The organism is Burkholderia sp. MSMB617WGS (assembly GCF_001532025.2).
In the GTDB taxonomy this organism is placed as follows: Bacteria; Pseudomonadota; Gammaproteobacteria; order Burkholderiales; family Burkholderiaceae; genus Burkholderia; species Burkholderia savannae.
Genome location: NZ_CP013458.1, coordinates 1,828,611 through 1,854,878, shown reverse-complemented (window position 1 = coordinate 1,854,878; position 26,268 = coordinate 1,828,611). Strand labels below are relative to the sequence as shown.

Annotated in this window: 22 protein-coding genes; 13 read left to right on the top strand and 9 right to left on the bottom strand. The window is 67.9% G+C overall.

The annotated features are described in order from the left end of the window. The first annotated feature begins 590 nt into the window (after positions 1–590). The gene (locus WT60_RS29040) at positions 591–920 is read left to right on the top strand and encodes a hypothetical protein (protein WP_038747703.1); all 330 of its coding nucleotides are present in this window, start codon (positions 591–593) and stop codon (positions 918–920) included. 148 nt (positions 921–1,068) lie between these two features. Here WT60_RS29040 and WT60_RS29035 read toward each other — a convergent pair whose 3' ends face one another. Beyond that, positions 1,069–1,563, bottom strand: coding sequence for a 2,4'-dihydroxyacetophenone dioxygenase family protein (locus tag WT60_RS29035; RefSeq protein ID WP_038747704.1), 495 nt, complete (start codon positions 1,561–1,563; stop codon positions 1,069–1,071). Positions 1,564–2,102: 539 nt separating this feature from the next. After that, on the bottom strand, positions 2,103–3,053 hold the full coding sequence (locus WT60_RS29030) for a LysR family transcriptional regulator (RefSeq protein ID WP_060356525.1): 951 nt from the start codon (positions 3,051–3,053) through the stop codon (positions 2,103–2,105). Between the two features lie 101 nt (positions 3,054–3,154). On the opposite strand from WT60_RS29030, the gene WT60_RS29025 reads away from it, so the two are divergent. The 3 genes from WT60_RS29025 (at position 3,155) to WT60_RS29015 (ending at position 7,192) form a co-directional block, all read left to right on the top strand. Next, the gene (locus tag WT60_RS29025; RefSeq protein ID WP_060356526.1) at positions 3,155–4,510 is read left to right on the top strand and encodes an aspartate aminotransferase family protein; all 1,356 of its coding nucleotides are present in this window, start codon (positions 3,155–3,157) and stop codon (positions 4,508–4,510) included. Positions 4,511–4,700: 190 nt separating this feature from the next. Continuing rightward, entirely contained in the window at positions 4,701–6,218 is a 1,518-nt protein-coding gene (locus WT60_RS29020; protein WP_038747714.1) for a CoA-acylating methylmalonate-semialdehyde dehydrogenase, read from the top strand. Positions 6,219–6,508: 290 nt separating this feature from the next. After that, positions 6,509–7,192 carry a peptidoglycan DD-metalloendopeptidase family protein gene (locus WT60_RS29015; RefSeq protein WP_226383194.1) on the top strand — a complete coding sequence of 228 codons (684 nt, stop codon included), beginning with the start codon at positions 6,509–6,511 and terminating at the stop codon, positions 7,190–7,192. 676 nt (positions 7,193–7,868) lie between these two features. Here WT60_RS29015 and WT60_RS29005 read toward each other — a convergent pair. Together WT60_RS29005 and WT60_RS29000 are read right to left on the bottom strand one after the other, a co-directional pair. Then, the gene (locus tag WT60_RS29005; RefSeq protein ID WP_038747721.1) at positions 7,869–8,240 is read right to left on the bottom strand and encodes a hypothetical protein; all 372 of its coding nucleotides are present in this window, start codon (positions 8,238–8,240) and stop codon (positions 7,869–7,871) included. Positions 8,241–8,480: 240 nt separating this feature from the next. Next, entirely contained in the window at positions 8,481–9,281 is an 801-nt protein-coding gene (locus WT60_RS29000) for a LuxR C-terminal-related transcriptional regulator (protein WP_038747724.1), read from the bottom strand. A 122-nt stretch (positions 9,282–9,403) separates the two neighbouring features. Here WT60_RS29000 and WT60_RS28995 point away from each other — a divergent pair, with 122 nt between their 5' ends. Together WT60_RS28995 and WT60_RS28990 are read left to right on the top strand one after the other, a co-directional pair. After that, positions 9,404–10,810 carry an APC family permease gene (locus tag WT60_RS28995; RefSeq protein ID WP_038747727.1) on the top strand — a complete coding sequence of 469 codons (1,407 nt, stop codon included), beginning with the start codon at positions 9,404–9,406 and terminating at the stop codon, positions 10,808–10,810. 29 nt (positions 10,811–10,839) lie between these two features. Further along, a complete protein-coding gene (locus WT60_RS28990; protein WP_059670301.1) occupies positions 10,840–11,970 on the top strand; it encodes a P1 family peptidase in 1,131 nt (376 codons plus the stop codon). Here WT60_RS28990 and WT60_RS28985 read toward each other — a convergent pair. From WT60_RS28985 to WT60_RS28975, 3 genes are all read right to left on the bottom strand, one after another. Beyond that, the gene (locus WT60_RS28985; protein ID WP_060356528.1) at positions 11,961–13,604 is read right to left on the bottom strand and encodes a histidine-type phosphatase; all 1,644 of its coding nucleotides are present in this window, start codon (positions 13,602–13,604) and stop codon (positions 11,961–11,963) included. The two genes, WT60_RS28990 and WT60_RS28985, sit on opposite strands and share 10 nt — an antisense overlap. A gap of 173 nt (positions 13,605–13,777) precedes the next feature. Next, positions 13,778–13,990 (bottom strand): hypothetical protein, encoded by a 213-nt coding sequence (locus tag WT60_RS28980; RefSeq protein WP_059641860.1) that lies wholly within the window; start codon positions 13,988–13,990, stop codon positions 13,778–13,780. Between the two features lie 126 nt (positions 13,991–14,116). Beyond that, the gene (locus WT60_RS28975) at positions 14,117–16,363 is read right to left on the bottom strand and encodes an FUSC family protein (RefSeq protein ID WP_060356529.1); all 2,247 of its coding nucleotides are present in this window, start codon (positions 16,361–16,363) and stop codon (positions 14,117–14,119) included. A gap of 211 nt (positions 16,364–16,574) precedes the next feature. On the opposite strand from WT60_RS28975, the gene WT60_RS28970 reads away from it, so the two are divergent. Then, the gene (locus tag WT60_RS28970) at positions 16,575–17,585 is read left to right on the top strand and encodes a LysR family transcriptional regulator (RefSeq protein WP_038747741.1); all 1,011 of its coding nucleotides are present in this window, start codon (positions 16,575–16,577) and stop codon (positions 17,583–17,585) included. 468 nt (positions 17,586–18,053) lie between these two features. On the opposite strand, the gene WT60_RS28960 is transcribed toward WT60_RS28970, so the two are convergent. Further along, on the bottom strand, positions 18,054–18,353 hold the full coding sequence (locus WT60_RS28960) for a DUF4148 domain-containing protein (protein WP_060356530.1): 300 nt from the start codon (positions 18,351–18,353) through the stop codon (positions 18,054–18,056). A gap of 319 nt (positions 18,354–18,672) precedes the next feature. Here WT60_RS28960 and WT60_RS28950 point away from each other — a divergent pair, with 319 nt between their 5' ends. The 6 genes from WT60_RS28950 (at position 18,673) to codA (ending at position 24,733) form a co-directional block, all read left to right on the top strand. Next, a complete protein-coding gene (locus tag WT60_RS28950; protein ID WP_060356531.1) occupies positions 18,673–19,827 on the top strand; it encodes a porin in 1,155 nt (384 codons plus the stop codon). A gap of 124 nt (positions 19,828–19,951) precedes the next feature. Then, on the top strand, positions 19,952–20,416 hold the full coding sequence (locus tag WT60_RS28945; protein ID WP_038753844.1) for a VOC family protein: 465 nt from the start codon (positions 19,952–19,954) through the stop codon (positions 20,414–20,416). A 50-nt stretch (positions 20,417–20,466) separates the two neighbouring features. After that, positions 20,467–20,787 carry a hypothetical protein gene (locus tag WT60_RS28935; RefSeq protein ID WP_156437443.1) on the top strand — a complete coding sequence of 107 codons (321 nt, stop codon included), beginning with the start codon at positions 20,467–20,469 and terminating at the stop codon, positions 20,785–20,787. Positions 20,788–20,977: 190 nt separating this feature from the next. Then, positions 20,978–22,240, top strand: coding sequence for a cytosine permease (gene codB, locus WT60_RS28930; protein ID WP_060356532.1), 1,263 nt, complete (start codon positions 20,978–20,980; stop codon positions 22,238–22,240). 4 nt (positions 22,241–22,244) lie between these two features. Continuing rightward, the gene (locus WT60_RS28925) at positions 22,245–23,477 is read left to right on the top strand and encodes a PucR family transcriptional regulator (protein WP_038753836.1); all 1,233 of its coding nucleotides are present in this window, start codon (positions 22,245–22,247) and stop codon (positions 23,475–23,477) included. Beyond that, on the top strand, positions 23,477–24,733 hold the full coding sequence (codA, locus tag WT60_RS28920) for a cytosine deaminase (RefSeq protein WP_060356533.1): 1,257 nt from the start codon (positions 23,477–23,479) through the stop codon (positions 24,731–24,733). The genes WT60_RS28925 and codA overlap by 1 nt, the downstream gene beginning before the upstream one ends. A gap of 45 nt (positions 24,734–24,778) precedes the next feature. Here the strand turns inward: codA and WT60_RS28915 are convergent, their stop codons facing one another. Next, positions 24,779–26,083 (bottom strand): MFS transporter, encoded by a 1,305-nt coding sequence (locus tag WT60_RS28915; RefSeq protein ID WP_060356534.1) that lies wholly within the window; start codon positions 26,081–26,083, stop codon positions 24,779–24,781. Positions 26,084–26,268: the final 185 nt, after the last annotated feature.

The following is a 26,268-nucleotide window of genomic DNA, read 5'->3' as shown; positions in this document are numbered from 1 at the left end:
ATTGGCTTTTCGCCGGAACAATCGAGTCCATTTTGCTGAGGCGGGTCTGTCGCGGGGCCGCGCGGTTCGATCCGGCAGTCGCGGAGGGCAATCGGGCGGGATCGGGGGGAATCTTGCGCGAATGGCCTGCCGGCCGATTGCGGTGCCGTCGGCCGCGAGCCGCCACAGAGATCGAACGGCGGATTTCGCGTATCCGTTGTGGCGGAGAAGGGGGCGCGAAAAGCGTCGGGGCGTTGAACAGGTCGCCGGCGTATCGCGTATTCTCGCTCGTGGTTTCCCCGCTTCAACGCCATGCGTTACGTAACATTTTTGAATCGTTTTGACGCCGTCTGTGCGTTTGGGCCGACGCGGCGCGGAGCGGGGGGGCCGCGGGCACCATGGGACATGCTGCCTCGGACGGCCTGTCGACGGCCCTGACGGCTCATCTCCGTCCTTCCGTCGCGTGCGCCGCACTTGACGTTGTCGACGCTGGCACGGTTTCTGCGTCGCATCGAATACGAGGGCCGCGCCGGCCGAACGGCGCGGATTCAGGCAAACTGGTCGGGCGCATCCGCAAGATCCGCTCGTCCCCAAGCAGCACGGTGCAATACATGGACACGCTCCCGAACCAGTCCGACGCGCAATTCCAGGCCTTCCTGGCGAAGCTGCTCGAGCAGCCGCAGCCCGCCGTCTGGACCGAAAAGCAGCAGATCGAGCTCGACATGGCGCGCGAGCTATCCACCGAGATGCTGCAACTCGCGGAACGCATGCAGGCGACCGACAAGACGGATCTCGAAAGCTGCCTCGTGCTGCTCAGGCACGCGAAGGTGCTCGACTTCATCCTGTCGTCGCTCGCCGCGCGCCGCGACATCCATCCGCGGACGCTGCGCACGATCTTCAAGCTCGCGAAGCTCAAGGTTCACGATTCGTATCCGGAGTGAGCGGAGCTCGATCGAACGACGCGAGCGGGCATTCGCCGCCGGCAGTGCACGGCGGCCTTGATGCGGCGGCCGTCGTCGCGAACGCGCAGCGCACGGCTGCCGCAACCGCACGCCGGTTTCGCGCGATGGGCGCGATGGGCGTGCGCGCTCAGCGCGTGACGAAAGGCGGCGCGACATCCGGCTTCGCGCGCGCGAACTTGCGTTCGCGCAGCAGTCCGACCCGGCCGTTCTCGCGCGCGGTCTCGTTGCCCGCATCGTCGAGCAGCACGAGATCGCCTCGCATCACGTTGAACGTGACGACCGCGCCCGTCTCCGATGCGATCGCCTCCGGCGTGTGGTGCGAGCCCGCCGGCTCGAGCACCGTGCTTCCCGGCCGCGCGATCCAGTCGTATTCGCGATAGCGCCACTCGCCCTGCAGCGTGTAGACGAACACCGCGCCGTCGTGTCGATGGCGCGGCAGCGCGAGCCCGACCGGCATCCTCAGCAGCACGGTCATCTCGTCTTCGGCGACGTTGATGTGCAGGTACTTGATCGCGAGCCCGGGCAGGCTCGCGTCCATCGGCAGCCACGGACGTTCGTCGTCCTGCAGGCACGAGATCGGCGGCAGCGGCGCGGCGGGGGCGGTCGGCAACGGTGAATTCATGGCTTGGCGCGGCGCCGCATCGGCGCGGAAGTATGCGGGAAAGCGCGATTATCGCAGAGCGGGCGGCGGTGGACGTCGGCATCGTCGGCGCGGTGCCGCGCATGCCCGTAACGGTTTTCGCGCTTTCCCCGCGACGGCGTTCGCCGGCTTGTCATCGAGCGGGCGCGTGGCGTTGCGCACCGCGCCCGGCTGAGGCCGCGGGTCGATTGAAGCTTGATTGACCGGCAATGGCGGGCGTCAGGCACGCAGTCAACGCGTCGTTGCGGTTTGAATGTGCTGCGGCGGCGGGCCGTAGCGACGGTGCTCCTTCGCTTTTCATTCGCATGAGTGGGTAAAAGCCGGGTTGACGCGAACGGACGTCGACACGGGCAGCCTCGCGTTCGACGGCGGCGCGGAGAAATACAACGAGATATCGCAGGCGTGGACGGTTCCGTATCGTCTCGACGGGCGGCAATACATCGCGTGGGTCGATTGCGGCGGCGGCATGGAAATCAGCGGCCCCATGGACTCACCCTCCAACGGTTCGATCGTCGTCGCGCTCACGCCTTCGCCCGCGCCGCCGCATGCGCGATTTCCAGGCAATCCTGAAACAGCAGCGCCGCGCGCGAAGGCCGCGGCGAGCGCCGCAGCAGGCTCACGAACCGGCACGAGTAATGGAACCGCTGCGGCGCGACGGGCCGCATCAGCCCCTTCGCCTCGAAGCTCTGCGCATAGTGATCGGGCAGGAAGCCGAGATACCGCCCCGACAGGATCAGCGTCGCGATCGACTCCTGGTCCGACGCCGTCGCGCTGCGCGTGAGCTTCGCGCGGTGGCTCAGCTCCATGTTCGGCGAGTGGTAGCCGAGGCCGGCGAACGCGTAGCCGCGCACCTGGCGCCACGTGAGCTTCGCGTGCGGCGCGTCGAAGAGCGGATGGCTCGCGCCGCAGTACAGCAGCATCCGCTCGTCGAACAAGTCCGTGTAGACGAGGCTGCCCGAGCTGCGGTGCGCGGGGATGATCCCGACCTGATAGCTGCCGTCGATGATCCCGCGCTCGACCTCGTTGATCGACGCGACGTGCAGGTTCAGAGCGACGTCCGGCGCCTCGTCGTGAAAGCGCCCGATCGCGTCGCCGAGCCGCGCCTTCGGGTTCGTCGCGGTCTTGTCGAACACGGCGATGTGCAGCTCGCCGCCCATCCGGTCGTGAATCCCGTCGACGCGGCTCCTGAACGCCTCGACCGACGCCAGCAGCCGCAGCGTTTCCTCGTAGACGGTCTGGCCCTCGGGCGTCAGCGTGAAGCCGGCGCGGCCGCGCCGGCACAGCACGAGGCCGAGGCGCGTTTCGAGATCCTTCACGTGCCGGCTGATCGTCGAGATCCCGATGTTCAGCTCCAGCTCGGCCGCCGCCATGCCGCCGCACTGGACGACGCTCCTGAACACGCGCAGCAGGCGCAAGTCCATGTCGGTCAGCCGGCCGAGGAGCGCGCGGCTCTTCGGTTTTCTTGCTTGCATAAATGCTCAAGTAAACATTGATATTGCGATATTCAAAAGACTATTCGTCGACTCGACAATGCGCAACATCTTCATTCATCCGCGCCGCGCCGCCGACCGACATGAACGCTCTGACCGAACCCACGACCCCCGACACGCCGCTGCGCACCGATGCGCAGTGGCTCGACGCCCACTGGATGCCGTTTACCGCGAACCGCCAGTTCAAGCAGGACCCGCGGATCATCGTCGAAGGCAAGGGCGCGTACTACACGGCGGCCGACGGCCGCAGGATTTTCGACGGACTGTCCGGCCTCTGGTGCTGCGGGCTCGGCCACGGCCGCACCGAGATCTCGGACGCGGTCGCGCGCCAGGTCGCGCGGCTCGACTACTCGCCCGCGTTCCAGTTCGGCCATCCGCAGTCGTTCGAGCTCGCGAACAAGATCAAGGCGCTCACGCCGGCCGGCCTCGACTACGTGTTCTTCACGGGCTCGGGCTCGGAGGCGGCCGACACGTCGCTCAAGATGGCGCGCGCGTACTGGCGCGCGAAGGGCAAAGGCACGAAGACGCGCCTGATCGGCCGCGAGAAGGGGTATCACGGCGTGAACTTCGGCGGCATCTCGGTCGGCGGGATCGGGCCGAACCGCAAGCTGTTCGGCCAGGGCCTCGATGCGGACTTCCTTCCGCACACGCAATTGCCGGAAAACACGTTCTCGCGCGGGCTGCCCGAGCACGGCGCCGAGCTCGCCGAGCGCCTGCTCGACCTGATCGCGCTGCACGACGCGTCGAACATCGCCGCGGTGATCGTCGAGCCGTTCTCCGGCTCGGCGGGCGTCGTCGTGCCGCCGAAGGGCTATCTGCGGCGGCTGCGCGAGATCTGCACCGCGCACGACATCCTGCTGATCTTCGACGAAGTCATCACGGGCTTCGGCCGCGCGGGCGCGATGACGGGCGCCGATGCGTTCGGCGTCGTGCCGGACATCATGAACGTGGCGAAGCAGGTGACGAACGGCGCGCAGCCGCTCGGCGCGGTGATCGCGAACCAGGACATCTACGACACGTTCATGGCGGCGGGCGGCCCCGACTACATGCTCGAGTTTCCGCACGGCTACACGTATTCCGCGCATCCCGTCGCATGCGCGGCGGGCGTCGCGGCGCTCGATCTGCTCGAGAAGGAAGACGCGATCGGCCGCGTGCGCGCGCTCGCGCCGCATTTCGAGGCGGCCGTGCATGGCCTGAAGGGCGTGCGCCACGTGGCCGACATCCGCAACTGCGGGCTCGCCGCGGGCCTGACGATCGAGCACGCGCCGGGCGAGCCTGCGCGGCGTCCGTACGAGATCGCGATGCATTGCTGGAAGAACGGTTTCTACGTGCGCTACGGCGGCGACACGATCCAGCTCGCGCCGCCGTTCATCGCCGAGAGGCACGAGATCGACAGCCTTGTCGGCGCGCTGAACGACGCGCTGCTCGCCACCGCGTGAGGACGCGGGGCCGCCGCGCGCGCGTCGGGCGGCGGCCGAAACGGCGTTCGCCGCGCCGGGGCGGCGCGACGGCAGTTCGCCGCCGAAGCGGTTCGGCCGCGGCGCGATGCGCTCCGGCTTGCGCGGCGGCGCGCGTTCGCCGCATCGACGAAACACACGAACGCAACACATGAATTCAGGAAACACCGCGATGAAACACGACAGCAACGTGACCTCCACCCTCGGCCATCTGATCGACGGCAAGCGCGTCGACGGCGGCGAGCGCGTCCAGCCGGTGTTCGATCCGGCGACGGGCACATCGACGACGAGCGTGCGGCTTGCCGACAAGCCCACGGTCGAGGCGGCGATCGCGGCCGCGCAGGCCGCGTACCCGGCGTGGCGCAACACGCCGCCGCTCAAGCGCGCGCGCGTGATGAGCCGCTTCAAGACACTGCTCGAGGCGCACGCGGACGAGCTGTGCGCGCTGATCACGGCCGAGCACGGCAAGGTGCTCGCCGACGCGATGGGCGAGCTTCAGCGCGGCATCGAGAACGTCGAGTACGCGAGCTACGCGCCGGAGCTGCTCAAGGGCGAGCACAGCAAGAACGTCGGCCCGGCGATCGATTCGTGGAGCGAGTTCCAGGCGCTCGGCGTCGTCGCGGGCATCACGCCGTTCAACTTCCCGATCATGGTGCCGCTGTGGATGTGGCCGATGGCGGTCGCGTGCGGCAACACGTTCGTGCTGAAGCCGTCGGAGCGCACGCCGTCGTCGACGCTGCGCATGGCCGAGCTCGCGCTCGAGGCGGGCCTGCCGCCGGGCGTGCTGAACGTCGTGAACGGCGACAAGGAAGCCGTCGACACGATCCTGACCGACGCGCGCGTGAAGGCGGTGAGCTTCGTCGGCTCGACGCCGATCGCCGAAACCATCTACACGACGGGCTGCGCGCACGGCAAGCGCGTGCAGGCGTTGGGCGGCGCGAAGAACTTCGCGGTCGTGATGCCGGACGCCGACATCGGCAACGCGGTGAACGCGCTGATGGGCGCCGCGTACGGCTCGTGCGGCGAGCGTTGCATGGCGATTCCGCTCGTCGTCGCGATCGGCGACGAGACCGGCGACAAGGTGGTCGAGGGCCTCGCGGCCGAGATCGCGAAGATGAAGGTCGGCCCGGGCACGGGAGAAGGCGTCGACATGGGGCCGCTCGTCACGCGGCAGCACTTCGAGAAGGTGGCGGGCTTCGTCGAAGCCGGTGTCGAAGCGGGCGCATCGCTCGTCGTGGACGGCCGCGGCGTGAAGGTCGACGGCCACGACGGCGGCTACTACCTCGGCCCGTGCCTGTTCGATCACGTGAAGCCCGGCATGCCGATCTATCAGCACGAGATTTTCGGGCCGGTGCTCGGCGTCGTGCGCGTCGCGTCGCTGGCCGAAGCGATGGCGCTCGTCGACGCGCACGAGTACGGCAACGGCACGTGCCTGTTCACGCGCGACGGCGAGGCCGCGCGCTTCTTCAGCGACAACATCCAGGTCGGGATGGTCGGCATCAACGTGCCGCTGCCCGTGCCCGTCGCGTATCACTCGTTCGGCGGCTGGAAGCGCTCGCTGTTCGGCGATCTGCACGCGTACGGCCCGGACGCGGTGCGCTTCTACACGAAGCGCAAGACGATCACGCAGCGCTGGCCGTCGGCCGGCGTGCGCGAGGGGACGGTGTTCAGCTTCCCGTCGAGCCGCTGAGCAGCTTTGTAGTTGGCCCATCCAGGCCGTTCGGCGATGCGTTTCGTCGACGGCCTGTTCGAAGCCCGCGTAACGCGGGCTTTTTCTTTTGTGCTCGTGCTTGCGTGTGTGCGTGTGTGCGTGTGTGCGGAGTGCGGAGTGCGGAGTGCGGCTTGCCGCTTGCGCGGCGTACGCGCGCGATACGCATCGTCTCCGGTTGGACCACGGCGCGCCGCGCGCGACGGCTGGCCGCGGCGGTCCTGCGCCGCATCGGGATGGCGCTGTAAGAATATGTAAGGAAATTGTATTGAATGGATCGTGCATGGTATCTCTTTCCGGCGTCGCGCGCCGGCCACGGCACGCGCGCGACGTGCCCAGATCCATTGCAACAGAGAAGTGAGAAGTCGATGCCGATGATGTCGTATACGAAGCCAACCAATCTTTCGGACAAGTCCTTCACGGTCACGCTCGCGCTGCGCGCCGCATGCGCCGCCGCCGTCGCGGCGCTCGCCGCCTGCGCGACGCAGCCGGGCTCGACTCCAGCGGCGGGCGCCGCGGATGCGAAGGGCGCGGTCGCAAGGCAGTCGCAGCAATCGCAGCAGCCGAGGCAATCCGCGGCGTCCGCCGCCGCGCCGAGTTTCGCGTGGCCGGTGCGCGGCCCGATCCTGAAGAATCCCGACGATGCGAAGCATCCCGGCATCAACATCGGCGGCGTCGCAGGCGAGCCGGTGAAGGCCGCGGCGGACGGCGTCGTCGCTTATGCGGGCGACAGCCTGCGCGGCTACGGCAGCTTCGTGATCGTCAAGCACGACGACGTGTATCTCAGCGCCTACGCGCACAATCGCAAGCTGATGGTCAAGGAGGGCGACAAGGTCGCGAAGGGCCAGACGATCGCGGAGATGGGCGACAGCGACGCGGATCGCGTGATGCTGCATTTCGAGATTCGACGCAAGGGCGTGCCGGTCGATCCGTTGACGTATCTGCCGGCTCCGTGAGCGCGTGGAGGGCTGGCCGGGCCGCGTCGGCGGCGCGCAGACGCTGATGCGCGCGCTTGCGTGCGATGCGATGTTCGGGTTGCGGTTGCGATCGCCGGCGCGATCGCTGCCGGCGCTGCCGGCGCATCGGCAGCCGTGACGCGAGCGGTTCGTCGTCTCGTGTCGACGCACTTCACTCGTATCGCTCAAGAGTGCGGCTCAAGCGCGAAGCACGCGCGAATCGAGCGCCGCGAAGCATGCGCCGCGAGCCTCGGCCGCACGGTGTTTGCGAGGCGCGCGCACGGCTTCGCGGGCCGGAATAGTTGCAGGAACGCGCAAGTATCGAGGTGTTTGCTGACGAGTTCGTCCTCTGCGATCGCGATGCGTAGGCGGCCCGCGCGGCGAGTGCGTGCCGATCGTGCAATCCGTCGGCGCATCGCGCGCTGACGCAACGTACGCACCGCGCTCGATCGGCTCGCGCTCAAGCGGCCGCTGCAAACGACGTCGCGGCGGTTGACGCGATGCGCGCGAAGCGCCACGCTGCAATGCTCGTGCTCGTGCTCGTGCTCGTGCTCGTGCTCGTGCTCGTGCCCGTGCCCGTGCCCGTGCTCGTGCCCGCCCGTGCCCGTATCCGCGCTCGCGCCCGCGCGCCGAGCGCGGCGAGACGCCGTCACGTCCCGCCGCGCCGCCCGCGCGCCTATTCCTTCACCGCGTGCCAGACGTCCTTGAAGCCGTCGCCTTTCTTGTCGCCCTTCGCGGCATCCTTTGCGAAGAAATAGAGCGGCTTGCCCTGGTAGGCCCATTGCAGCGTGCCGTCGTCGCGCTTGATGATCGTGTAGCCGCCCGTCGGCTGATCGGTCGCGCTCGCCTTGTACGGCGGCCAGTTCGCCGAGCATGGGCCGCTGCACATGCTCTTGCCCGAGTTCGGGGTGTCCTTGTCGAACGTGTAGAGCGTCATGCCGTTGGCGGCGACCAGCATGCCGCCGCTCGGCATCGCGGGCGCATCGGCGAGCGCGGCGCTCGAAGCGAATCCGAGCGCGAGCGCGCATGCGACAAAAGCGGTTCTCATGTGTGTCTCCTTGTTCCGGCGGGCGCGGGGGCCATTCGAACGACGTGAGCGATTGATGCGAGCGCCGTGGCGTTGTTCTCGCACCGCTGCGGTGTCGCATCCGTTTCGCACCCTTTCAAAACATAGGCGGTTTTGCGCACGGAGGAAAGGCGATCGTCGACGGCGAATTCGATGCATCGCCGGCCGCTTTGCCGCTTCACCGCCGCTTCACCGCCGCCTCACGGCGGTTTCATCGCGGCGTCACCGCGGCGCGTCGTGCCCGAGCGCCTGCAGGAACAGCGAGAACAGCTCCGGCTGCGACGAAATCCCGAGCTTCGAATACAAGTGCCGCCGATGCACCTTGACGGTCTCGGGCGAGATCGCGAGCCGCTCGGCGATCGCCTTCGACGAGTTGCCGCGCAGCACGAGCCGCGCGATCGCCATCTCGCGCTCGGTCAACAGTTCCTCGCCGAAGCTCGCGAGCGCCCGCTCGACGCGTGCGGCGAGATCGTCGTTCGCGCCCGTGCGCGATGCGTCGCCTTGCAGCCGGCGATGCTGGCGGATCGCCGCGAAGAGCCACGGCGAGCATGCGGCGAGGCGGCCGAGCGCGCCGGTGTCGAAGCGCGCGTGCGCGCCGAGCGACAGCGACAGCATCTCGTCCGGCCGCGTGCGCACGATGATCTGCAATTCGTCCTCGCCGACCGCGTCGCGAAAATAACTGAGGAAATACTCGCTTTGCCGGAACAGGTCGGGCGCGACTTCCTCGAGCCGATAACAGCCGTCCGCGAGGCCGTCGTGCGCGGCCTGCAGGAACGGATCGAGCAGATAGAGCCCGTCGAGATACAGCGGCACGGGCGACGGCCCGCTCGCGCCGCCCGTGTCGTATTCGTCGAGCACGACGGGCACGCCGTCGCGGCCGAGCGCGGTCGCGAGCGCGTTGTCGAACGGCACCATCTCGTTGAGAAACAGAATCAGAAAGCGCCAGAAGCGCGGCTCGCCGAGGTGATCGAGCGCGCGTCCGAACGCTTGATGCATCGCTACTTCGCTGAACAGTCGATCCATGTGCGCCCCGATTTGGCGTAACCCCAAGGGGGAATGGCGGCGTGCAATTTGGCTTCCTAGACTGCGCGCCATGCGTTGCCCGAGTATGGGCGTTCAAAAAACCTGCGGCAAAGGAGAGCAAGATGGCGATGATATCGGAGTCCTCGAGCACGGCGGCCGCCGCGCCGGCCGAAACGCACGCACGGGACACGCTCGTGCGCTCGCTCGGCGTGCGCGACGTCGTGATGATCACCGTGTCGGGCGTGACGCCCGCGAGCTCGATCTTCGTGATCGCGCCGTTCGCGATCCAGCAGGCGGGCAGCGGCGCGGTGATGTCGTTCGTGCTCGGCGGGCTGCTCGCGTTCGCGTTCGCGCTTTGCTACGCAGAACTGAGCGCCGCGCATCGCAGCGCGGGTGGCGAGTACGTGATGGTCAAGCGCGTGTTCGGCGCGCTGCCCGGCTATCTGACCTTCGTCGCGGTGCTCGCCGTGAACGTGTTCATTCCGGCCGTGCTCGCGAGCGGCGCCGCGCCTTACCTGAATGCCGCGCTCGGCACGCAGTTCGGCAATCAGTCGGTCGCGCTCGCGATCGTGCTCGCGAGCTATGCGCTAGGCATCCTGAACATTCGCACGAACGCGTGGATCACCGGCGCGTTTCTCGTGATCGAGATCCTCGTGCTCGCGCTGATCGCGTATCTCGGCTTTTCCGAACCGCATCGCCCGGCGCTCGCGCTCGTCAATCCGGTCGTCGTGAGCGGAGCCGCGCTCGTGCCCGCGACGCTCGCCGCGATCATGCCGGCCGTCGGCACCGCGATCTTCTGCTACAACGGCTTCGGCGCGGCCGTGTTTCTCGCCGAAGATCTCGAAGGCGGCAACCGCGACATCGCGAAGGCCGTGATCTGCTCGCTCGCGGTGATCCTCGTCGTCGAACTCGTGCCGCTCACCGCGATCGTGCTCGGCGCGCCGTCGTTCGTCGAGCTCGCGAAAAGCGCCGATCCGATCGGCTACGTCGTGCGCGCGCTCAGCAATTCGGGCGTGTCGCGCGTCGTGAGCGGCGGCATTTTCCTGTCGGTGTTCAACGCGATCATCGCGATCGTCATCATGGTCGGGCGCTTCCTGTACAGCAGCGGGCGCCATGCATTGTGGTCGCGCACCTGCAACGGCGCGTTCACGCGCATCCATCCGCGCCTCGAGTCGCCGTGGATCGCGACGCTCACGCTCGCGGTGCCTTCGACGCTGCTCGTGTTCGTGTCGAGCCTCGACGAGCTGACCGCGTTCACGGTCGATCTGCTGCTGCTCATCTATCTCGCCGTCGGCATCGCGGCGCTTGCGAGCCGCGTGACGCGGCGCGACGTCGATCATCATTACCGGATGCCGTGGTGGCCGCTGCCGCCCGTCGTCGCGATCGCCGGAGCGGGGTATACGCTCTATACGACGATCGCCGCCGCGACCAAGCCGACCGACCTGTACATCATCGCCGGGCTCGCCGTCGTATCGCTCGCGACTTATGCACTCTGGGCGCGCCGCAGCGCGGCGTTCCGCGAACTCTGAACCACGAACCGAAAGAGAGGACCATCAGCATGCGCACACGAGATCTGGGCATTCGCATCGGCCGCGGCAAGCCGGGGCGCTTCAACGCGATCACCGACGTCGCGGGCGTGCGGGTCGGGCATCGCACGGTGCACGTCGACGCGGGCGACGCGTCGGCGCATACCGGCGTGACGGTGATCGAGCCGCGCGCCGGCCGCGCGCGCGACGAGCCGTGCTTCGCGGGCGTTCACGTGCTGAACGGCAATGGCGACGCGACCGGGCTCGAATGGATTCGCGAGGCAGGGCTTTTGACGACGCCGATCGCGTACACGAACACGCACAGCGTCGGCATCGTGCGCGACGCGCTGATCGCGGCCGAGCGCGCGCAGGGCGGCGCGCGCGATCGCGAGCACGTGTACTGGTGCATGCCGGTCGTGATGGAGACGTTCGACGGACTCCTGAACGACATCTGGGGCCAGCACGTGCGCGTCGGGCATGTCGCGCAGGCGCTGGCCGCCGCGCGTTCGGGCGCGGTCGAAGAGGGCTGCGTCGGCGGCGGCACCGGCATGATCTGCCACGAGTTCAAGGGCGGCATCGGCACCGCGTCGCGTGTCGTCGCCGACACGGCGGGCGGCTGGACGGTCGGCGCGCTCGTGCAGGCGAACTACGGGCAGCGCGCGGCGCTGCGCGTCGCGGGCTATCCGGTCGGCGAAGTGCTGCACGAGATTCATTCGCCGTTCCGCGCGCCGGGCGCGGCGGGCGAGCCCGGCATGGGCTCGATCGTCGTGACGCTCGCGACTGACGCGCCGCTGCTGCCGCATCAATGCACGCGGCTCGCGCAGCGCGCGAGCGTCGGGCTCGCACGCGTCGGCGGCGGCACCGACAACTCGAGCGGCGACATCTTCGTCGCGTTCGCGACCGGCAACGCCGGCCTGCCGATCGCGAGCTACGGCCGACCGGGGCCGACGACGGTCGGCGTGCGGATGGTCGCCGACGAGCACATCTCGGCGCTGTTCGATGCGGCGGCGGAAGCGGTCGAGGAGGCGATCGTCAACGCGCTCGTCGCGGCGACCGATCTATCGGCGCGCGGCGTGCAGGTCGAGGCGCTCGGCGCCGCGCGGCTCGTCGACGCGCTGCGCGAGGCCGGCTGGCGGCCGCGCGCGGGCGACGCTCAGCGATAGCCGTGGCAGCGTTTCAAGCCCGCGTAGTCGTAGAAGCGGCTGCCGGGCGCGATCCGCGCGTCGTCGCACGCGGGCTGGAAATCGGTTTCGCGCTCGTTGTACAGCATCTTCACGATGAGCCGTGATCCGTTGCGATACACGTCCCACTGCAGGTTCGCGGCCATCGGCGACACCGTCTCGCCGCGCCACGGGTTGCTCGCATACGTGTAGGTTTGCGCCTGCGGCACGGGGGCGAACACGTTCCCGAGCTTCAGGATCGACGCGAACGGGATCACGACCTCGGCGTGCGTGAAGCGCAGCTTCGCCGCGTTCGTCAGGTCGCCGCGTGCGATCGCGTCGATCTCGCCGAAGAAATCGTCGACGAGCGCCTGCGCCATCCGGTACGTGACGGGATTCGCTTCGGCGACGCCCGGGCCTTTCCCGTAGAAATCCTCGGCGTCCTGAAGATACGCGAGGTGCTCGGCCTGCGGCGCGGCGATGTAGCGCTCCATCGCGACGCCGCCTGTTTCGGCCGTCATCGCGGGCGCGACCTGCAGCAGGTTGTACAGCACGTTCGCGGCGTCGGCGGCCGATTTGATCTTCGTCTTGCCGTCGCCCTTCACCGTGTTGGCGAATTTGCCGTCCGCCGACGCGAACGCGTAAGCGCCCGTGTTCGAGAACGTGTAGCCCGCGGTGCCGAGCTTCGCGACGAACTCGGGCGCGACGAGCCCGGCGAGCACCGCTTGCGCTACCTGCCCCGTTTGCGGCGATTGCACGATCGCGTCGAGTTTCGCGGCGGCGACGGGATCGCCTCCGTAGGCCTGATACGCGAGGCTGTCGCGATAGGTCGCGTAATACGGATCGGCCGTCGACGCGACGAGATCGGTGGCGGGCTTCAGTGCATGGAAGTAAAGCAGGAAGCGATTGACGCCCGCGGCTTGCGCAACCGGCGCGCCTTCCGGATAGCCGGCGGGCGCGGGCGGCAGCGTGATCGCCGGCGCGAGCGCGGGACGTGCGGCCACGAGCGCGCCGGAAAAGAACGTCGCGCTGTCGACCGCGCGATCCTGGCCGGAACTCACGACGACGATCTTGCGCGCCGCGTTGCCCGCCGTCGCGCCGGCAGCCGAGTCGAACAGCGCGGGCAGCCGCGTGAGCAGCCGCGCGGCGAGCTGCCGGTGCTCGCGGATGCCGACCTGCGTGAGATTGCCGTAGCCGGGCGTCGAGATGCCCGCGACGCCATAGCCGAGCAGCGCGTTCGCCCTCATCATCGCGAACGTGTCGGCCTTCAACTGCCGGCCGAGCGGCGTGAGCGCGCCGTCGGCGTCCGCCTTCTGCAGCATGTCGTAAATCGCGCCGTCGTACTTGAAACCGGACAGCCCGCGCGAGCCGTGGCGCGCGACCATCTCGGTATAGACAGGCGCGTAGCCCGCGGGAGGCGCTTCGTACGTCGAAGCGTCCTGCTGTGGACGATAAGGCGTCTTCGTCTGATAGTAGGTGGGCGCGGTGGGCGCGGGAGAGGGCGCCGGCGCTTCGGGCGCCGGATTCGGCTGCGCGGCGGGCGGCGTGCCGTTGTCGTTCACGTCGTCGGCGCCGCAAGCGGCAAGCGCGGCGCACAGCAGGGTCGGGGCGAGGAGGCGGGCGAGACGGCGTTTCATCGAAACGGAGGAGCGAGGAAGAATCGGCTGGAAGGCACCGCCGCTCGTCGGAGTGTTGCGCGTGCGGTGAGTCGAGCGCGCAGTCTCGCAAATGAATTTGACAGCTTGAAGTCATGAAACGGAAAGCTCGTGTCGAGCTTTCCGTTCGGTCCCGAGCGCGGCGCGCACGACGCTTAGCTGCCGAAGTAGATGTTGCAGAAGCTGACCGGGCCGACGCATGCGTTCGGTTCCTGGCCGTCTTGATGAGCGGCGGGGACGCGGCCGGCGGCTTGCACGGCCTCGGTGCGGTTCGCCGGTTGCCGGCCCGCGTCGGCGGGTTGCGCATGAGCGGCGGCCATGACGGCGGACAGCGACAGCGCGACGACGGCGATTTGCAGCGACTTCATTTGATTTTCTCCTTGAGGGTTTCCGTCTTGCTCGACGGTGATGAAACTATATGACCCGAATCGGATTGAATTAATCGCCGGGCGTGGGGAGCTTCTTTCCATTTCGCACAACGATCGTTTCGCGTGTCAGCCGCGCGAGCCGCGTCTTGCGCGCACGCGTTCACGGGCGCGCGAGCCGCGATTGAACGGCGCGTCCCCGTCGATCAGCGCGCTGCGGATGAAGTGCAGGCAACTGACGATGCGCTGCATCTGACGACGCTCGGCGGGCACCGCGGACCACAGGTGCTGCGTGTGCCGGACCGCACGGATCGCGAGATTGACGGACTTCAGCGCACGCGCGAGCCGATGCGCGTCGGGTGTCTCGAAAAGCCGTGGCAGCGCATCGCGCACCGCGTCGATCAACGCGCGCCAGCGCAGCGCCTGTGCGGGCTGCGCGGCCGTGAACGCCTGCATTTCGCGGCGCAAGTCGATCACCGCATGGCCCACTTCGAGCGTCGCGAGCATCCAGCGCAGCGCGTCGCGATGCCGTCGCGAGCGCTTCGTGAGCAGGTTGCGCAGCTGCGACATCAGATCGTGCGAGCTCGACTGGAAGCGCTGCTCGAGGCCCGACAGCGGGCCGTCGCACGCGAGCGTGATCTGGCGGCGCAGATCGCGCGCGATTCTGCCGGTGAGCCAGGGCATCTCGGCGGGGAACACCACCGCGAACGCGATCGATGCGGAGAGCATCGACACGACGAGCGCGAGGCCGTTGTTGATCAGCGCATCGGGTGCATAGACGATCACGTTGTCCGGCCCCGCGAGCAGGCAGAAGAACACGACGAAGCCGATCCCGTAGCCGGACTTGCCGGGGCGCGTCGCGAGATACGCGCCCGCCGCGAGCGCGGGGGCGAGCGCCGCGCACAGGAGCGGGAAGCCGTCGATGCGCGGATACGCGTAGCAGACGTACAGATAGCCGGTGAGCGTCGCGAGCGCCGCGCCCGCGGCCATCTGCGCGACGAAGCGGCTCGCGCGCGGCGCGGTCGAGCTGAGCGCGCACGCGATCGCCGTGCCGATCACCGCGAGAGCACCGCTCGACCATTCGGACGCGATCCAGAACGCGCTCATCGCGCCCATCGCGACGAGCGTGCGCAGGAACGTGAAGCCGACGAAGTAGCGGTTCGTCTTCACCGCGTAGCGCGTGACCGAGCGCTCGAGCACGTGGCTGTCGAGCGCGAGCGACGCGTGCGTTTCAGCGTAGCCGAGGAATTCGTCGACGAAGCGGTGGAGCAGCTCGATCGCGGTGTCGAAGTCGAGCGCGCCGGCCGGAACGAGCGTCTCGACCGCGCGGCGCGACGCGCGCGCGCGTTTCGGCAGCGCGGCGAGGTACGCGCTCAGCTCGACGAGCGCGGGCGATGGTGACAGTGAAGGCGACCGCGACTGCGTCGCGCGCCGTTGGGCGGAGTCGCCGCGCAGCGCGGACAGCGCGGCCGACAGCGCGTCGACATGCGGACCGATCGCCGCGAGCACTTCCACCGCGTGACTCGCGCGCAACCGCTTGAGCAACTGATGGAACGCATGAAGCCGCGCGCACGCGTTCATGAATTCGCTGTTCAGCCGCGCGAGCCGCCGGCTGCGCGCACGGATGTGCGGGTCCTCGAACGACGCGAACGCGCGCGTGGCCTCGAAGCCGACGATGCCGTCGACGAAGTCGGCGAAGCGCCGCTCGAAATCGCCGCGCTCGACCGCGCCGGCGAGCGTGCTCGCGGCGAACGCGACGAAAGCGGCGTGCCGCGCATTCAGCGTGCGCATCAGCGCGTCGCTCGAGCTGAGCGGAAACACGAGCGCGCTGACGGCGCCGGAGCAGAAGATGCCGACCGCGACTTCGGCCGCGCGCGTGAGCGCCGACAGGAACAGCGTGTTCGGCGCCATCACCGCGGGCAGGCCGATCAGCGCGGCCGTGTAGCCGGCGAGCACGTAGCCGTACCAGCGAAAGTGCCGGTTGCGCACGGCGGCCGCGATGCAGCCCGCGACCCACAGCGTGATGCCCGCCATGTACAGCTCCGGCTGCTGCGCGAACAGGCCGCCCAACGCGAGCGCGGCCACGAGCCCGACGCCCGTGCCGACCACCCGATAGAAGCTCTTCGCGAGCACCATCCCGCTCATCGGTTGCATCAGCACGAACACGGTCGTCATCGCGATTCTCGGCTGCGACAGGTCGAGCAGCATCGCGATGCCCATTGCGGCGAGCGCGGCCGCGATCGTCTTCGCGAGATGCAGCCAGACGAGGCCGTCGCGGCCCGCCCAGTCGCGCGCGAGCCTGGCGACGCTGCGCAGCCGCTCCTGCCATCGTTGCGGATCGATGAGGAATCGCTGTAGCGCGGGCTCGTGCTTCATGGCTGGTGCTGGTGGCGGTGCTGGTGGCGGGCGCGAATCGGGGCCTCCGGCCTCGCGCGACGACGCCAGTCCGACCGGAGAGGCGCCGATTGTAGGAGCCGCGCGCACGCGCATTAACGCAACCGCAGGGAAACCATAGTTGCCGTGGCGGCAACAATGCGCAGGTTCCGCTGGAGGACAATATCGGCTCTACGACAGGTTTCGAACGGGAATGGATACGCTACAGAACATGCGGGTGTTCGCCCGCGTGGTGGAAGCGGGCAGCTTCACGGCGGCCGCTCAATCGCTGAATTCGACGACGGGCGCGATGTCGCGCGCGGTGTCCGAGCTCGAGGCGCGGCTGCGCACGCGGCTGATGAACCGCTCGACCCGGCGCCTTGCGCTCACGCCCGCGGGCGAGCGCTATCTGCTGCGATGCCGGCAGATCCTCGCGGACGTCGATCAGGCGGAGGAGGAAGCGAGCTGCGCGCACGAGCGTCCGGCGGGCGTGCTGCGGATGCACAGCTTCGCGAGCATCGGCCAGCATTACGTATTGCCTGCGCTCACCGCGTATCGCAGTCAGCATCCGGACGTGTCGATCGAGCTCACGCTGTCGCAGCGGATGCCCGATCTGTTCGACGGCTCGAGCGACATGGCGGTCGTGACCGCGTCGTCGCTGCCCGATTCCGAGCTCGTGTCGCATCTGCTCGGCTCGACGTTCAGCATCCTGTGCGCGACGCCCGCGTATTTGCGTGCGCACGGCGCGCCGCGCACGCCGCGCGATCTCGCGCGGCACGCGTGCCTCACGCTGCGCACGCCCGCGTTTCCGACGCACGAATGGCTGCTCGAAGGGCCGAACGGCACCGAGGAGATCAAGGTCGACGGCCCAGTGCAGACCAATACCGCCGAGTCGCTCGCGGTCGCGATCCGCGCGGGCATCGGCATCGGCATGCTGCCGCTTTATGCGGCGATCGAAGACCTGCGCTGCGGCAAACTCGTGCGCGTGCTGCCCGCGCACCGGCTGCAGAAGATGAACGTCTATGCGCTCTATCCGTCGCGCCGCTTCATCGACGCGAAAGTGCGGACCTGGGTCGATGCGCTGCGCTTTCACATGCCGAAGATGATCGCGCGCGACGAAGCGATGCTGTCGGCGATCGGCGCGGAGGCGTCCGATGCGACGCAAAGCGCGATCGCCGCGTCGCTCGAAGTCGGGCTCGAAGCGGCGCACGCGCTCAGTCACTGAGCGAATCCTCCGATATCGACGCGATGCGCGGCCGCGCTCGACGGGCGGCCGCGCGTTGCGTGTCGCGCCTTGTTTTTTTTCGGGCGTCGCGGGTGTCGGGCAACGGAGATTGCACGGCGTGGCGGCTTTCATCGAGATGATGCGCACGTTCGCGGGGGCGCCGCGCTTCGCTTCGGCCATGCGCGGCCAAACAAACAAGGGGACGGCGCGCGGATCGCGCGGCTGCGCGACGGAAATGCCGCGAAATGGCCGCTAAATAAATAGAGAAGCTGCTGAACAGCAAGACAGCAAGACAGCAAGACAGCAAGACAGCAAGACATCAAAACATCAAAACAGCAAAACAGCAAAACAGCAAAACAGCAAAACAGCAAAACAGCAAAACAGCAAAACAGCGAAGAGACGACGCATCTCGCATCGCCTCTTCATCCGTGATGTCTCCTTTCCCGACGTCTCCTCAACGACGTTCGTTTACTGCACGCCCGCCGCGGGCTTGCCGGCTTGCGCCGCGCCCGCGACGGCGGGGCCGTACGCGGCCTCGGCGGCCTTGCGCGCGGCGAGGCGCTTCGCGTCGAGACGGCGCTGCGCGGCCTGAATGTCGTCCGGATAGGTCGTTTCGTTGCCGCGCGACGGCTGGTAGCCGACCGATTCCAGATCGACGAGCTCCTGAACGACTTGCGCGCGCGTGAGCGAGCCGTTCGACGATTGGGCAAACGAGACGACCGGTGAGGCAAGCACGAGGGCGGCGGCGGTGACGACGATCGATTTCAAGATGACCTCCAGTGTGGTTCGATTCGATGCAGTTCGCGGTTCAACGATCCGAACTGACGAAGCAGAGTCTACGCAGCGGCCGCGCGCGGAAAAACCGGCCGAGCAGGCAAGCAGCCTTGCGGATTGCACAACACTGAAAAACAGCAGAGCGCGTCGCGCGGCCGATCGGGGTGAGGCTTCGTGACGGAAGTGTGTCCGTTCGTTCCGGCCTGCGCAAAGAAGCTCTACGCGCCCGGCCGCTGATTCTCGGCGGACGAATCCCTAAACTCGGTCGTCGTCGAATCGAGTCGTTTCATTCCAATCAACAAGGAGTTTCGTTGTGAAAAACATCCGGTTTGCATGCGCAACCGCAGGGGTCCTGGCCGCGACGGCCGCGCACGCGCAGAGCTCGGTCACGCTGTACGGGCTGATCGACGCGGGGATCATGTATACGAACAACGTCGCGAGCGGCAACTCGCACGGCGGGCTCGTGCAGGCGACGACGGGCGCCGTCAACGGCAGCCGCTTCGGCGTGCGCGGCACCGAGGATCTCGGCGGCGGGCTGAAGGCGCTGTTCGTGCTGGAGAACGGCTTCAACTCAGAGAACGGCAAGCTCGGCCAGGACGGCCGCCTGTTCGGCCGCTTCGCGTACGTCGGGCTGTCGGACAATCGTTTCGGCACCCTGACGATCGGCCGGCAATACGATTCGCTCGTCGATTTCGTCGCGCCGATGTCGGCGACGGCGGGCACGTTCGGCGACGCGAGCTTCGCGCACCCGTTCGACAACGACAACCTGAACCACTCGCTGCGGATCAACAACGCGATCAAGTACACGAGCAACACATACGCGGGCTTCAGGTTCGGCGGCATGTACGCGATGTCGAACAGCACCGGGTTCGCGGCGAACCGCGCATACAGCTTCGGCGCGAGCTACACGCGCGGGCCATTGAACGTCGCGGCCGGCTACCTGCAGATCGACGGCTCGAAGGGCACGACGGCGGGCAGCCCGGGCGCGGTCGACGTCGTCGAATCGGCGGCGAACGGCAGGGGCGGCTTCTCGCTCGGCGCGGACCGGATGCGCTCGTACGGCGGCGGCATCAACTACGCGTTCGGCCCGGCGACGGCCGGCTTCGTGTACACGCGCGCCGAATACGAGAACACCGCGTCGTTCGGCTCGACGGGCGGCACGGTTCGCTTCGACAACTACGAGCTGAACGGAAAGTATCAGGTGACGCCAGCGTTCAGCGTCGGCGCCGCGTACACGTATACGGACGGCCGCGTCGAACACACCGTCAAGTACGGTTCCGATCCGAAGTGGCATCAGGTCGATCTGCAGGCGGTGTACCGTTTGTCGCTGCGCACCGATGTCTATCTCGAAGGAATGTACCAGCACGCGTCGGGCCGCAACTACGTCGCGATGATCAACACCGCGGGCGGCGCGTCGTCGACAGGCAATCAGGTCGCGGCGGCGGTCGGGTTGCGCACGCGCTTCTAGCGGCGCGGGCGCCGCGCGGCGTTGCGCGCGGGCGACGGACGAAGCACGAATTTGCGGCTTGACACGGCGCGCGGCGTTGGCGACAGTGGTTTGCCGTCGACACGACACCGAAGGAGCCGCTCGCATGAATGCCTTATCCCGACGCCCGTCGTTCAGCAGCGCGGTGTTCTACCGCGATCCGCGCGCCGCGCTCGAATGGCTCGAGCGCGCATTCGGCTTCACGCGCGAGCTCGTCGTCAGCGATGCGCAAGGGCGTGTCGCGCATGCGCAGATGTCGTTCGGCGACGGCATCGTGATGATCGGCGAGGGCGGATGGAGCGACTTCGCCGTCAGCCCGTCGTCGGTCGACGGCAGGAACACGCAATGCGTGCACGTGCGGCTCGAATCGGGCATCGACGCGCATTGCGAGCGGGCCCGCGCGGCGGGCGCCGTGATCCTGCAGGCGCCCGCCGATCAGTTCTACGGCGATCGCACGTACCGCGCGCGCGATCCCGAGCGGCACGTCTGGACGTTCGGGCAGACGGTGCGTGACGTATCGCGCGAGGAGGCGGAGCGGGACAGCGGGCTGAAAATCGAGGGCTGGCAGTGAATGCGGCGTGACGATGCGGCGCGCGGGCCGCGCGTTGCGTTGTTGCGCCGTTGCGTCGTCATTTCGCCGCGACGTCATTTCGTCGCATCGTCGCGCCGCGGCATCGCGCACGCGCCGCGTCGCTCGTCATGCTCGCGTCGAATTTCGTCGCGCCGCGCCAATCGGCCGCGTCGCGCCGCGACTGCGCACGCTTGCCGCTCGCCGTCCTTGCCGCATGTCCATCCGCACGCTTTTTCGGCAAGCGCTTTCCGACCGATTTCCCCGAAATATGCCCGCCAAGTTTCCGACATAATCGGAAATTTTTTCAATATAGCGACGAATCAGTTTTTCCCGGCCTGAATTACTCGCCTTGGATTGCGTTATTGCATTGAGCGCTTTGCACAGTAAAATGGCGGCCGGGCGCTGACATGATGAGCGGTGCCTGTGCAAAGTGAACGGCGGGGATTGTCCGCTTTGCCGTATTCGAGTTCGATTTCGGTATTAATTGTCCAAATCGGGATGCGACGGCTTGATTGGCCGCGCATCATCCGTTCACGCTGAAATGCTGGAGACCAAAAAACGATGGCGACACGGGGTGAGTTCTCATTGAGCGAAGTGCCGGCACACGAGCGCAAAGGCGTGCTGTCGATCACGATGGTGCTGCTTAGCTTCACGTTCTTCACGGGCACGATGTTCGCGGGCGGCAAGATCGGCGTTGCGTTTCGCGTCGTCGACATGCTGTGGGTGGCGGTCGTCGGCAATTTGCTGCTCGCGGCCTACGCGGCGGCGCTTGCGTTCGTCGCGTCGCGCAGCGGATTGAATTCGGTGCTGATGGGGCGCTTCTGTTTCGGCGAGGTCGGCAGCAAGCTGTCCGACTTCCTGCTCGGCTTTGCCGAGCTCGGCTGGTACGCATGGGGCACCGCGACGGTCGCGATCGTGCTCGTCAAGCTGCTCGGCTGGCCCGCGTCGGTCACGACGCCGCTGATGGTGCTGTTCGGGTTCGGCTTCTCGATCACCGCGATCGTCGGCTATCGCGGGATGGACGCGCTGTCGCGCGTATCGGTGCCGCTGATGTTCGTGCTGCTCGTCGTGTCGATGTGGATCGCGACGCGCTACGTCGGCGGCTGGCCGGGCCTCGCGAAGATCGTGCCGACGCAGCCGTTGAGCTTCGCCGCCGCGGTCACGATGGTGTTCGGCACGTTCGCGAGCGGCGCGACGCAGGCGACGAACTGGACGCGGCTCGCGAAGAGCGGCCGCGCGGCCGTCGCCGCGAGCATGATCGGCTTTTTCGTCGGCAACGGGCTGATGATCGTCGCGGGCGCGTACTGCGCGATCGTCTATCAGCAGTCCGACATCGTCGAAGTGATGATGCTGCAAGGGCTGTCGATCGCGGCCGTCGTGATGCTCTGCATGAACCTGTGGACGATCCAGGGGCCGACGATCTACAACGTGTCGGCGGCCGCGTGCCATCTGCTGCGCAGCGAGCGCCGCCGCACGCTGACGCTCGTCGGCGCGGCGGTCGGCATCGTGCTCGCGATCGGCGGCATGTACGAACTGTTGATTCCGTTCCTGATCCTGCTCGGCTCGATCATTCCGCCCGTCGGCGGCGTGATTCTCGCCGATTTCTGGTATCGCCACCGCGGCCGCTATCCGGCGATCGCTGCCGCCCGATTGCCGCGCTTCAATGTCGCGGGGCTCGCCGCGTATGCGATCGGCGCGGGGCTCGCGTATGCGTCGCCGTGGATCGCGCCGCTCGTCGGCATCGCCGCGTCGTCGCTTAGCTACATCGCGTTCGTGCAGATTGCGGAGCGCATCGCGCGTGCGCCGTCGGTCCAGGGAGAGTGAAGCGATGAGTCTGACCGTCAGCGAGATCCTGCACCTGCCCGGCCTCGAGGAGCTCGAGCTGCGCGCGGGTGAGCGCGGTGTGCAGCGGCCGGTGCGCTGGTATTACGTCGCGGAGAACGAGGGCATCGCCGACTGGGTGATGGGCGGCGAGCTCGTGTTCGTCACCGGAATCAATCATCCGCGCGACGAGGCGAACCTGCTGCAGTTGATTCGCGAAGGGGCGAAGAGCCGCATCGCCGGGATGGTGATCCTGACGGGCGAGGCGTTCATTCGCCGCATTCCCGATTCCGTCGTCGCGCTTGCCGAGCAGTTCGACATTCCGCTGATCGAGCAGCCGTATCTGCTGAAGATGGTGATCGTCACGCAGTTGATCGGCACCGCGCTCGTGCGGCACGAGAACACGCTGCGCTCGCAGCGCGACATCGTCAACCAGCTGCTGACGGGCGATTACCCGAGCATCGACATCGCGGCCCATCGCGCGCGCAACCTGCAGCTCGCGCTCGACAGGCCGCGGCGCGTCGTCGCGCTGCGGCTCGCGGGCGTGCCGGCGCTGTTCGACGGACGAGAGCCGGCCCTGGCCGAAGCGCTGCTGCAGGAGGCGCGGCAGACCGTGCAGCGCGGCCTCGACGACTGGCTGCGCGACGCGCACGGCGCGCTGCCCGTCGTCGAGCAGGGCGAGCTGTTCGTGCTGCTGCTGCCGTGCGACGATCCGCGCTTTCGCAAGAGCAAGCTCGCGCTCGGCGCGCTGCGCGACGCGCTGAACCGGCAGATCGGCCCGCTCACGCTGTTCGTCGGAATCTCGTCGACGGTCGGCGCCGCGCGCCACTATTGCCGCGGGCTCGCCGAGGCGCGACAGGCGCTCGGCGTCGCCGAAGGCATGCGGCCGGGGCTGGGGCTGTGCGATTACAGCGAACTCGGCGTATTGAAGCTGCTCGCCGCGATCCCCGATCCGACGCTGATCGACAGCTTCGTGAAGGAAACGCTCGGTAATCTGCTCGACAGCAACCGCAAGCATCCGACGATGCTGATCGAGACGCTCGAGGCGCTGCTTCAGGAGAACGGCAACGCGATCAAGGCGGCCGAGCAGTTGTCGATTCATCGCAACACGCTCAATCACCGGCTGCGCAGGATCGAGACGCAGTCGGGGCAATCGCTCGCCGATCCGTATTTTCGGTTGAACGCGTCCGTCGCGCTGCTCGCGTGGCGGATGTCGGACACGCAACGACAGGAGTTCTGATGAAGCTCATCAACGCGACGCTGCGCAAGCGCAGCGGCCTTTTCAGCATCGCGCTCGACGGCGACACGATCGCGAGCGTCGAGCAGCAGGCGGCGCGCATCGACACGCAAGGCGCACCGGGCGCGGACGAAGTCGACGTGGAAGGCAAGCTCGTGATCCCGCCGCTCGTCGAGCCGCACATCCATCTCGACGCGGTGCTGACGGCGGGCGAGCCCGAATGGAACATGAGCGGCACGCTGTTCGAAGGCATCGAGCGCTGGGCGCAGCGCAAGGCGACGATCACGCATGCGGACACGAAGGCGCGCGCGCATGCGACGATCGGGATGCTGCGCGACCACGGCATTCAGCACGTTCGCACGCACGTCGACGTCACCGATCCTTCGCTCGCCGCGCTCGCGGCGATGCTCGAAGTGAAGCAAGAGGCGCGCGCGCTCATCGATCTGCAGATCGTCGCGTTTCCGCAGGAAGGGATCGAATCGTTCGAAGGCGGCCGCGTGCTGATGGAGCGCGCGATCGAGATGGGCGCGGACGTCGTGGGCGGCATCCCGCACTTCGAGAACACGCGCGAGCAGGGCGTGAGCTCGATCGAGTTCCTGATGGATCTCGCCGAGCGCACCGGCTGCCTCGTCGACGTGCACTGCGACGAAACCGACGATCCGCATTCGCGCTTTCTCGAAGTGCTCGCCGAGCAAGCGCGCGTGCGCGGCGTCGGCGCGCGCGTGACGGCGAGCCACACGACCGCGATGGGCTCGTATGACAACGCGTATTGCTCGAAGCTGTTTCGCCTGCTCAAGCGCTCGGCAATCAATTTCGTCTCGTGCCCGACCGAAAGCATCCATTTGCAGGGCCGCTTCGACACGTTCCCGAAGCGCCGGGGCGTCACGCGCGTCGCCGAGCTCGACCGCGCCGGCATGAACGTGTGCTTCGGGCAGGATTCGATTCGCGATCCTTGGTATCCGCTCGGCAACGGCAACATCCTGCGCGTGCTCGACGCCGGGCTGCACATCTGCCACATGATGGGCTATCAGGATCTCGCGCGCAGCCTCGACTTCGTCACCGACCACAGCGCTCGGGCGATGCATCTCGGCGAGCGCTACGGCATCGAGCCGGGCCGGCCCGCGAACCTCGTCGTGCTCGACGCGAGCGACGACTACGAGGCGCTGCGGCGGCAGGCGAAGGCGCTGCTGTCGATTCGCGGCGGCGAAGTGATCATGCGCCGCGCGCCCGAGCGCATCGACTATCCGGCCGCGCGCTGACGCATGGAGGCGGCGGGTGCATGCGGCCCGCCGCTCTTGATGCCGTCACTCGCGCCCGTGCCTGAGCCGCAGGCTCGCGAGCGCGGCGACGACGAGCGCGATCGCGAGCCACGCGAGGCCGTTCTTCGCGTGGCCGGTGGCCTGTTCGATCGCGCCGACGACGGCCGGGCCGACGAAGCCGCCGAGCAGGCCGCACGTGTTGACGAGCCCGAGCCCGCCCGCGAGCGCGCTGCCGGAAAGGCGCGAGGCGGGGAACGTGAAGACGATCGACTGCACGACGAAGAACATCGACGCGGCCGCGCACACGCTCACGAGCGCGGCCATGGGCGGCGCGTACGCGGCGCAGACGAGCCCCGCCGCCATCACGACGAGCCCCGCGCACAGCATCCGCCGCGATTGCGACGCATCGCGCGCGAAGCGCGGCAGCGTCGCCGCGCCGAGCGCCGCGGCGATCCACGGCATCGCGGTCAGCAGGCCAACGACGACCGGCGTGAAGCGCCCCGATTCGCCGACGATGCCGGGCAAGAAGAAGATCATCGTATAGATCGTCAACTGATGGCAGAAGTACACGAAGATCGCGAGCCAGATCTGCGGATCGCGCAGCGCGGCCCCGAACGCGTGCGCGCCGTGCGCCGCCGCGCTCTGCGCCTGCTCGCTCGCGAGCGCGCGCTCGAGCGCTTGGCCGAGTTCGGGCGCGAGCCAGCGCGCGTCGCTCGGCCGGTCCGGCAGGCAGGTCCAGACGACGAACGCGAGCACGATCGCCGGAATGCCCTCGACGATGAAGAGCCATTGCCAGCCGTGCAGCCCGAGCGCGCCGTCTAGCTCGAGCAGCGCGCCCGCGAGCGGGCCGCCGACGATGTTCGCGACGCACACGCCGAGCAGGAAATAGCCGGTCGCGCGCGCGCGTTCCTCGCCGCCGAACCAGTAGGTCAGATACAGCATCACGCCGGGAAAGAGCCCGGCTTCCGCGGCGCCGAGCAGAAGGCGCATCGCGTAGAACGACGTCTCGCCGCGCACGAGCGCCATCGCGACGGACAGCGCTCCCCACGTGATCATGATCCGCGTGATCCAGAACCGCGCGCCGACGCGATGCATGATCAGATTGCTCGGGATTTCGAACAATGCGTACGTGAGGAAGAAGAGCCCCGCGCCGAGGCCGTACGCGGCCGATGAAAGGCCGAGATCGATGCTCATCGAATGCTTCGCGAACGCGATGTTCGTGCGATCGAGAAAGCTGATCACGTAGGCCGCGATCAAGAGTGGCATCAGCTTGCGAAACAGCAGGCGGTTCAGCGACGAGCGGGCGTCGCCCGCGGGTGGGCAGAGGGCTTCGGCGTGTTGAGCGGACATGAATGCGACTCCGGTAGGGACGAGCCGGAGCGCACGGCAAGCACGGCGCTCCGCGTTCAGCAGGTGACGGGCAGATGCGCGGGTCGCGCGCCGGCGGCGCTCGTGGGGAGCGGGGCGAAAGGCGGCCTGCCGGGCATCGGCGCATGCCGATGCCGCGTTTCTGCGCTTGCGTGTCGAATGGTCGG